This is a genomic window from Pirellulales bacterium (assembly GCA_035656635.1).
GTDB lineage: Bacteria > Planctomycetota > Planctomycetia > Pirellulales > JADZDJ01 > DATJYL01.
On record DASRSD010000014.1, the window covers coordinates 1 to 8,733 of the forward strand.

The window sequence follows — 8,733 nt, forward strand, 5'->3', positions numbered from 1 at the left end:
AATTAAAACCGGGCGCCATTGGTTATCGTTTTCAACTGCCGCAAAAAGTGCATCCCGTTTCGGCTGGCATTAAAGGAGGAATTGTCGGCGGCTTGCTGATGCCCATTCCAGCCATTATTTGGGCCCTCGCGAGCGGCCACAGCATTTGGTATCCCGTGAATTTGCTGGCCGGTTTGATTATTCCCGGCACGACCGATTTGCCGCCGGAGGTGCTTAAGCTCAATCTGGAAATGTTTCATCCCGTCGGATTCCTATGCGCAATTGTGATGCACGTCATGATGTCGGTCGGATTTGGCCTGATTGGCGGCGTGCTGTTGCCTACCTTGCCTTCCATTCCCGGCGGCCCGCTGTTATTCGGCGGGTTAATTTTGCCGCTGCTCTGGAGCGGGGCAAATCACAGTTTAATGGGATTGGTAAATCCGCTCTTAAACGAATACATCAATTGGCCCTGGTATGTTGTCTCACAGTTAGTGTACGGCATTGCGACCTCGATTGTGATTATCCGCAGCGAGGAAATTACCATTCCGCCCCGCGGGCCCGGAGGCGATGCGGATGGGCCATCGGTTCCACCGGGTTGGTTGGGATGCTTCGTCTTAGTGGCCGTGCTCCTGGTGGGTTGCAGCGATAATTTGCCCGGCAAGCCAGCATTGGCCAATGCGTACGTCATGCCGCAAGACATTAAAAAATTTGATGATCTGTACGCGCAACGCTGCGCGGGATGTCATGGCGCGAATGGAAAATTGGGGCCGGGACCGCCGTTGAACGACGATTTGTTCTTGGCGTTAGTGACCGACGAGCAACTGCGCAGCGTGATTGCCGATGGTCGTCACGGCACTTTAATGCCGGCCTGGGAACAATCGCGGGGAGGTCCGCTCACGACCGACCAAATTACGGTGTTGGTGAAGGGAATTGAAGCATGGCGAACCGTGACCACGCATGTGCAGCGCGTTTATCCTAGCGCGCCCCCGCTGACAGCGCCCGCCGGGAAAGATACTGGCAATATTGCAGTGGGCCAGAAAATTTATGCCGCAGCCTGTGCCGACTGCCACGGTGAACACGGTGAGGGAACCGACGGAATGGCCGGGCCATTGAACGACCCTGTTTTTTTGTCGCTATGCAGCGACCAAGAACTTCGCCGTTACATTGTCACAGGCCGGCCCGATTTGGGCATGCCCGACTTTGCATCGGCTAGCGGCCGCGGCGAAGCTTTCAGTCCCCTGACGGGCGAGCAGGTGAACGATTTGATGACCGTGCTAAAACAATGGCGCGAAAAAACAAGTTCTGATTAACGGCGCATCCAACCACTTCAACCGTTGCGATCAATGACAAAAACGACTGAAGACCGTTCCGAATTGGAAGTGAAACCTCGGCGAGTTTTTTTAAAGCTGCTGACCGCGCTCCTGGGCGCCATCGCGACCGCGGCCATCGCAATTCCCGGCTTTGGATATTTGGCGGCGGCGGTCGCACGGCGCAAGGAACAACCGTGGATTTCCCTGGGACCCGTGAGTGCTTTTCCTCCCGGTGAAACACGGTTGAAGGTCATTAAACCCAGCGACAATCCGCTGGCTCAACCTTGGGATGGCATCACAGCCCAAACGGGCGTGTACGTGCGGTATTTAGGTCGTGACGAAAGTTATCAAGATCAATTCAATGTGTTTGCCATCAACTGCACGCACTTGGGCTGCCCGGTGGAATGGTTCCCGCAATCGGGGTTGTTCATGTGCCCGTGCCACGGCGGCGTGTATTACGAAAACGGTGATCGTGCCAGCGGGCCACCTCCACGCGGTCTGTATTTGTGCGTTTGGAAAGTGAAGCAAGATGCAAATGCCACAGAGCCACACCTATTCATTCAAGCGCCGTTTTTACCAACGTTGCAACACACGTTGACCGACAAAGGATGAACACGTTGTGATCAAAGCCGTTTACCGCTGGTTTGACACTCGGTTGGGCATTGGCGATACGTGGATGCCAATGCTGCGGCATCCGGTGCCGCGCGAACTGGCTGGTCCCTTGGGATGGTGGTACGTGTTTGGCAGCGCCTCCATGACGCTGCTGCTGGTTCAAATTCTGACCGGAATTGGATTAGCCTTAACGTACGTCCCCAGCGCTGGCCAAGCGTACGAAAGCTTGTTGTATTTGAATTATCAACAACCGTGGGGCTGGTTTCTGCGCTCGCTGCATTATTGGTCCGGTTCAGCGATGGTCGTCATGGTGCTGCTCCACATGACGCAAGTGTTCTGGCACGCGGCTTATAAATACCCGCGCGAACTAACCTGGTGTATTGGCGTTGGTTTGTTGCTGTGTACGCTGGGGATGGCATTTACGGGGCAAGTGTTGCGGTGGGATCCGGACGCTTATTGGGGCGTAGGTGTAGGCGCCGCCATGGCGGGGCGCGTGCCGGCTGCTGGACCGACCATTGTGGACTTACTGCTCGGCGGGCCGATCATTGGCGCCGACACGCTGAGCCGCTTCTTTGCACTGCACGTGTTTGTCATCCCAGGAATTCTGCTGACGTTGTTGGCGGTGCATTTGTGGCTGGTGATTAAACAGGGAGTTAGTGTGCCGCCGCAGCCCGGCAAAATCGTCGACTTATTGAAGTACGATGCTGAGTATCACGAAGAGCTGCGCCGCGGCGAACCGTTTTTGGGCGAAGCCATGCTGAAAGACGTCGCAGTCTCCGCGCTGGTTGTCATTGTGGTCGTTACGATTGCCGCGCTGGCGGGACCCAAGGGACCCAGCGCGCCGCCCGACCCAACGCTTAGCGGGGCGAATCCACGGCCGGATTGGCCATTTTTGTGGTTGTTTGGTTTGCTTTCGCTGAGTCCGCCGGCAGCAGAAACCGCCGTCATTCTTATCATGCCAATCGTGCTGGTCCTCGGATTGCTTGCCGTCCCGTTTATTTCCAACCGTGGCGAACGCGCACCCACCCGGCGTCCTATGGCAATCCTCCTGATGATTGTGATTTACGCAGTGCTGGGAGTACTAAGTTATATGGGGCAAACGTCGCCGTGGTCGCCACGCATGCTGGCGTGGAGTGGCGATGCGGTGCCGGTGAACCTTATTAAAAAAATGGATGAGTCTCTTAGCCCCGTCGAGTTGCAAGGCGCCGTCGTCTTTCAGAACAAACAATGCCGCAACTGCCACGCATTGGAAGGAATCGGTGGAACTCGCGGACCGGATTTAACTACCGTGGGCACTCGCTTAACACGTGATTTACTGATTGACCAAGTTAGCAATGGCACGCCCGGCGGAGGAAACATGCCGGCCTACGGCAAGCAAATGAGCCCAACGGAAATGACGGCGTTAGTCGATTTCCTGGTGAGCTTGCGACCAGCGGGAACGCCTGCGGCGATAACACCCTCTGATCGTGGAACGAAAAATAAAGGCCGTTTGCCAAACGATGCCTCCGCAACGACAGGCCCTTCGGCGGCAAAATAATTTTGCACGCTGATGGTAATGCAGATTCATGTCCACCACTTTTGAGGCCGTGTTTTCGTCTTGGCCAGCGCAGCCGTGGCTGGTGCTGATGTTGCTGTTCACGGCCGCCGTTTATGGGCGCGGCTGGCGATTTTTACGGAGACATGACCCGGTACGATGGAATTACGGCCCGCTAACGGCATTTATCGGCGGCTTATTGGCAATGTACCTGGCGTTGGCATCGCCCATCGAAGCATTTGCGCCATTCCTACTGCAAGTGCACATGCTGCAGCACTTGCTGTTGATGATGGTGGTTCCCCCGTTGATTTGGCTCGGCAAGCCGTTTCTACCTTTGCTTCGTGGCTTACCGACAGAAATTCGTCGTTATTGGGTTGCGCCATTATTGCATTGGCGGAAATTGCAGCGTGTGGCGACGATGATAACGCATCCGGTGACGGCATTCTTCATTTTCTTAGCCGTCACGTGGTTGTGGCATTTGCCCGGCCCTTACGAAACCGCACTAGCCAATGATGCTTGGCATAAAGTGCAGCATCTGTGTTTTCTCGTCGCTGGACTGATTTTTTGGTATCCAGTGATTCGACCGTTCCCGGCACGGCCTGGTTGGTCGCGGTGGTGGCTGATTCCGTTTTTGATTTTGGCCGATGTGCAAAATACGTTGCTTGCAGCCTGGATTACGTTCTCTGATCACTCGCTTTATCCACATTACTTACAAATGCCGCGGCTCGGTGGCATTTCGGCGTTGGACGACCAGTCTGCAGCCGGAGTGATTATGTGGGTGCCTGGGTCTGTGGTGTTTTTAGCGCCGTTGCTTTGGATTGGCGTGAAGCTGATGAAGATCCAAACTCAGGGCTACACCCAGCGGAGGGCAACGGTTTCCCCGTCGATCGCTAGGCCGCAATCTAGTGGGCGCGCAATTTACTTTGATTTACTCCGTTCCTCATTCGTGGGTCCCATCCTCCGCTGGCGTTGGACACGACGGCTGGTGCAAACCATAGCGCTGCTGATAGCGCTGACAGTCATCGTTGACGGCCTATGGGGTTCACAAGTGGGCGCAATGAATTTGGCGGGAGTAGTGCCGTGGATTCATTGGCGCGGCTTAGTCATTTTTGGCCTGTTGATCGCTGGCAATGTGTTTTGCTATGGCTGCCCATTTTTGCTGCCGAGAACTGTCGCCCGCTGGCTTTTCCGTGGGTTGGGCAATCGGCCCTGGCCCGACGTACTGCGCACCAAATGGCTGGCGGTGGCGCTGCTGGCCATTTTTTTATGGGCGTACGAAGCATTTTCGCTTTGGAATAGCCCCTGGGTAACTGCCTGGATTGTCATTTTTTATTTCACCGGCGCGCTCCTGGTCGATTCAATATTTCGCGGCGCAGCCTTTTGCAAATACGTGTGTCCCATCGGCCAGTTCAATTTTGTGCAATCGGTCATTTCGCCGTGGGAGGTGCGCGTCCGCGAACCAACGGTCTGTACCACCTGCCATACACGTGACTGCATTCAGGGAAACAGCACAACTCCTGGCTGCGAGTTGCAACTATTTCAACCCCAGAAAATTGGCAACCTCGATTGCACATTCTGCTTGGACTGCGTGCGAGCATGCCCGGAAAACAATGTCGGAATTATGGTCGTGGCGCCCACGAAGAGTTTGTGGCGTGATGGGCTGCGCTCGGGAATTGGCAGACTAAGTCGGCGGATCGATTACGCCGCCTTGGCCATGGTCCTGCTGTTTGGAGCATTCGCCAATGCGGCCGGCATGATAGCTCCGATCGTCGATTGGGAAGCACGAATTAGCACGACGCTGGGCGTATCGTCAACTTTCTTTATCACGGCACTGTTTTATGTGCTTTGCCTGTTTGTATTGCCGACGATCTGCCTAGGTTTAACCACCATGGCCAGTCGGTGGTTGATGTCAGCCCAACGAAACCCACGCGAAATTTTTTGCCGCTTTGCTTGGACCCTAACACCGCTGGGCTTTGGAATGTGGATGGCGCATTACAGCTTCCACTTTTTTACAGGGCTGGATGCCATTGTGCCGGCGGCACAGCAATTCGTCGCCAAATTGGGAATCGATTCGTTCGGTCCACCGAATTGGATTTGTTCCTGCTGCCGCCCCGCTCCGGATTGGCTACTAAAAGCAGAATTGATGATGTTGGACATGGGTTTCTTGGCTTCGCTGTTTGCGACGTGGCAAATTAGTTCAGGGCTTGCCGCCAATGTCAACAATTCCACCCAAACGCAGAATTGGCGAACATTAAAAGCTGCACTTCCGTGGTTCTTGCTCCAGTTGGCACTTTTTGCCTTGGGAGTATGGATCTTACTGCAACCCATGCAAATGCGCGGCATGTTACCGGCAGGTGGTTCATAATGCAGTGGCATCGAACTACTTCACTGATTTTTTTCTTATGCTCGCTCCCGGCTTCGTCGGTTTGGGCCGATGGTGGCACCTTGCGGCTGCTCCAGCGGCACGGTGTATATCAAGTGAGCGTATTCACGTCGCCGACCCAGCCGCGATGCGGAACGATTGATGTTAGCGTGCTAGTCCAAGATGCGATGGGACGAAAAGTATACAATGCGCTGCCGATGACGGTTCGATTGTCGAAAATCGCTGAAGGACGCAATGCAATAGCGTATTTCCTGAAAGAGGCGGCATCGAACGGGACGGCCAGCAACAAGCTGTTTCAATCGGCGATTTTCAAAGTTTCGGAACCTGGCACTTGGCAAGTGAGCATTTTGCTTGGCTCAGATTCAAACGATTTTACACCAGGTTCTACCGCACTGGCTGGCCGCTCGGGACAGCAGCTGAGGCAAGATGAATCTGGGGAAGCGCCTCTCTCATTCCAAATGGATGTTTCGCCCCCTCCGCCGCCTTGGATGGAATTGGCGCCGTGGATTGCCTGGCCGTTTGCCGCCGTTGCGTTGTTCATTTTTCACCAGCGGCTTGCATCTGGCCCGCGACGATAGGAAAATTGGTCGTGCATTGATGAAAATGTTTTTCGAGGGGGAAACGATGAGCGCGATTTTGTGTTACTGCAGGCAGTTGTTCCCGATCACCGTTGCCAATCCGCGAAGGCAACTAATGATTTCGGCAAGGGTCGCTTTGCTTTGGGCCCTAATTGCACTACCAGCACTTGCGCAAACGCTGGAGGCAGCTCCTGCGGCAAAACCAATTTCGTCATCGCCTGCTGCTCCAAATCCTGAGACGCAGCCACCCGCCAGCGACAAACCCGCAGTTGCTGCGCCCATGCCGCAGACGGCACGAGCTCCGTCGCGAACGCCTCTCTTCGGTCGAGGAGCGGGGCGATATCTAAATCGACCTTCAGAATGGTTTTCCAGCGACGACGCAAAAAAAATCGCTGCAAATATTCTGACATATCAGTCCGACCTCGGCGGATGGCCCAAAAACGTCGATACCACGGCAAAACCATACACGGGGGATCGCGCCAGTTTGGATCCTACTTTCGATAATTCCGCCACGACCGACGAGTTACGTTTTCTCGCCCGCATGTTTCGCGCTACCCACGAAGAACAATATCGATCCGCTGTGCTTAAGGGCCTCGACTACGTTTTGAAGGCACAATATGCCAACGGTGGCTGGCCGCAGTTTTATCCGCCGCATGCGCACACTCCGTATCAACGTTACATTACCTTCAACGACAACGCGATGGTGCGGCTGATGGAATTCCTGCGCGAAGTTTATAGCAACACGTTATTCGATTTTGTCGATGCCGATCGGCGTCAGGCCGCACGCACATCCTTCAATAAAGGTGTCGAATGCATTTTGAAATGCCAAATTAAGGTCGACGGCCAGCTAACCGCCTGGTGTGCACAGCACGACGAAATCGATTTCACTCCGCGTCCGGCCCGTTCCTATGAATTGATCAGCCTTAGTGGCAGCGAATCCGTCGGAATTGCACGGCTGCTGATGAGCTTGGATCATCCCAACCCGGAAGTCGTTCAGGCGGTTGAGGGTGCGGTCGCTTGGTTCGAAGCGGCAAAAATCAAAGGCATTCGGGTGGAGCGCCAGCGAGATTCCAATTCGCCCAAAGGGACCAACAAAGTCGTGATTGCAGACCCCGCTGCGCCGCCCATGTGGGCACGGTTTTATGAAATCGGAACCAATCAGCCGATTTTTAGCGACCGGGACGGCGTGGCCAAACATGATTTGGCAGAGATCGGTTATGAACGTCGCAACGGTTATAACTGGCTCGATTATTGGCCGTCAGAGCTGCTCAATCGGGAGTATCCCAGCTGGAAGGCAAAATGGGTCCCAGGAGACAGCCCGGCCGCTGCAAAGTGAACGCTGCCTTGCACTTGTTGCCCCTGTGGCCGCGGCATACTGCTTGACGGAAGCGGGTAGGGCAAGTAGTTTGAATCTATAGCATTTCTTGCGAAATGCGACGATGGTTGCGGGCAGTCATCGGCGTGCCGGTAAGCACAGCGGTCGCTTTCGAGCTGCACGTTCGTGCGAAGTTGTTTCCAGCCGGTCGGGACCGCGATCATCACGGAACCTGTCGTTAAGAGACACGAGGCATTTCTTTTCGGGCCAGTCGTCGGCGTCACAGTTGCACCCTGGTCCGCGTGCTTAGGGAGTTTGCGCGCATGCTTACTGAATTATTCCTGCGGATTGCCTTCATCGGGGCTGAGTGGGTGTTGTGGCTACTGCTACTGCTTAGTTTTGTGAGCGTGGGCATTATTGTTGATCGCTTGCTGTTCTTTCGCAGCAATTTGGAAGAGGACGAGCAACTGAACAATCAATTGCCCGAATTCTTGCGCGCGGGAGATATTAAAGGGGCCTGGGAATTGGCCTCCGCGTCCGATTCAGTGGCCGGAAAAGTGCTCACCGCCGGTTTACAAACCATGCGCCGTGGTTCGGATGCCTGCAGCGAAGCCATGCAAAGCGCCAAAGCGCGGTTCAAGGGTCTGCTGGATGCGCGGCTCTCAGTATTGGGCACCATTGGCGCCAATGCGCCGTTTATTGGCCTGATGGGCACCGTGCTCGGGGTCATTAAATCGGCCAACGATTTGAAATCGACCAATCCCGATTCGCTTATGACCGGGGTATTTCAGGCGCTGATTGCCACGGCCGTGGGACTGTTTGTGGCGATCCCGGCGGTGGTGGCGTACAACTATTTCCTGCGGAAGGTGCGCAGCGCCATGTCGCAAATCGATTCGCTCGCGCACCTGGTGTTGGCGAATGTACACGCTGCGGAGCATCGCGGGTCAAGCGGACAAGTACCGCAATCGGCCAAAGCAGTATAAGCTTCGCAAGTGCGGATTTACGGAGAGGATGTTTCGATG

8 protein-coding genes are annotated in these 8,733 nt (G+C 55.0%); 7 read left to right on the forward strand and 1 reads right to left on the reverse strand.

All coding sequences use genetic code 11. From position 1 onward, the window contains the following. The 5 genes from VFE46_01065 to VFE46_01085 all read left to right on the forward strand — a co-directional run. On the forward strand, positions 1 to 1,289 hold a 1,289-nt coding region (locus tag VFE46_01065), incomplete at its 5' end, for a c-type cytochrome (GenBank protein HZZ26567.1). 33 nt (positions 1,290 to 1,322) lie between these two features. Beyond that, entirely contained in the window at positions 1,323 to 1,901 is a 579-nt protein-coding gene (locus VFE46_01070; protein ID HZZ26568.1) for a Rieske 2Fe-2S domain-containing protein, read from the forward strand. Between the two features lie 7 nt (positions 1,902 to 1,908). After that, entirely contained in the window at positions 1,909 to 3,438 is a 1,530-nt protein-coding gene (locus tag VFE46_01075) for a cytochrome b N-terminal domain-containing protein (GenBank protein HZZ26569.1), read from the forward strand. A 28-nt stretch (positions 3,439 to 3,466) separates the two neighbouring features. Continuing rightward, complete coding sequence (locus VFE46_01080) at positions 3,467 to 5,800, forward strand: cytochrome c oxidase assembly protein (protein HZZ26570.1); 2,334 nt, start codon at positions 3,467 to 3,469, stop codon at positions 5,798 to 5,800. Next, positions 5,800 to 6,396, forward strand: coding sequence for a hypothetical protein (locus tag VFE46_01085; protein ID HZZ26571.1), 597 nt, complete (start codon positions 5,800 to 5,802; stop codon positions 6,394 to 6,396). The genes VFE46_01080 and VFE46_01085 overlap by 1 nt, the downstream gene beginning before the upstream one ends. Positions 6,397 to 6,482: 86 nt before the next feature. Here VFE46_01085 and VFE46_01090 read toward each other — a convergent pair whose 3' ends face one another. Further along, on the reverse strand, positions 6,483 to 6,806 hold the full coding sequence (locus VFE46_01090) for a hypothetical protein (GenBank protein HZZ26572.1): 324 nt from the start codon (positions 6,804 to 6,806) through the stop codon (positions 6,483 to 6,485). Here VFE46_01090 and pelA point away from each other — a divergent pair. Together pelA and VFE46_01100 are read left to right on the forward strand one after the other, a co-directional pair. After that, a complete protein-coding gene (gene pelA / locus VFE46_01095; GenBank protein ID HZZ26573.1) occupies positions 6,800 to 7,732 on the forward strand; it encodes a pectate lyase in 933 nt (310 codons plus the stop codon). The genes VFE46_01090 and pelA overlap by 7 nt on opposite strands. A gap of 302 nt (positions 7,733 to 8,034) precedes the next feature. Then, entirely contained in the window at positions 8,035 to 8,694 is a 660-nt protein-coding gene (locus VFE46_01100; GenBank protein ID HZZ26574.1) for a MotA/TolQ/ExbB proton channel family protein, read from the forward strand. Positions 8,695 to 8,733: the final 39 nt, after the last annotated feature.

Coding starts and splice junctions, on each gene's coding strand:
- VFE46_01070 (HZZ26568.1), top strand. CDS start 1,323: ATGACAAAAACGACTGAAGACCGTTCCGAATTGGAAGTGAAACCTCGG.
- VFE46_01080 (HZZ26570.1), top strand. CDS start 3,467: ATGTCCACCACTTTTGAGGCCGTGTTTTCGTCTTGGCCAGCGCAGCCG.
- VFE46_01085 (HZZ26571.1), top strand. CDS start 5,800: ATGCAGTGGCATCGAACTACTTCACTGATTTTTTTCTTATGCTCGCTC.
- VFE46_01090 (HZZ26572.1), bottom strand. CDS start 6,806: ATGTCAGAATATTTGCAGCGATTTTTTTTGCGTCGTCGCTGGAAAACC.
- VFE46_01100 (HZZ26574.1), top strand. CDS start 8,035: ATGCTTACTGAATTATTCCTGCGGATTGCCTTCATCGGGGCTGAGTGG.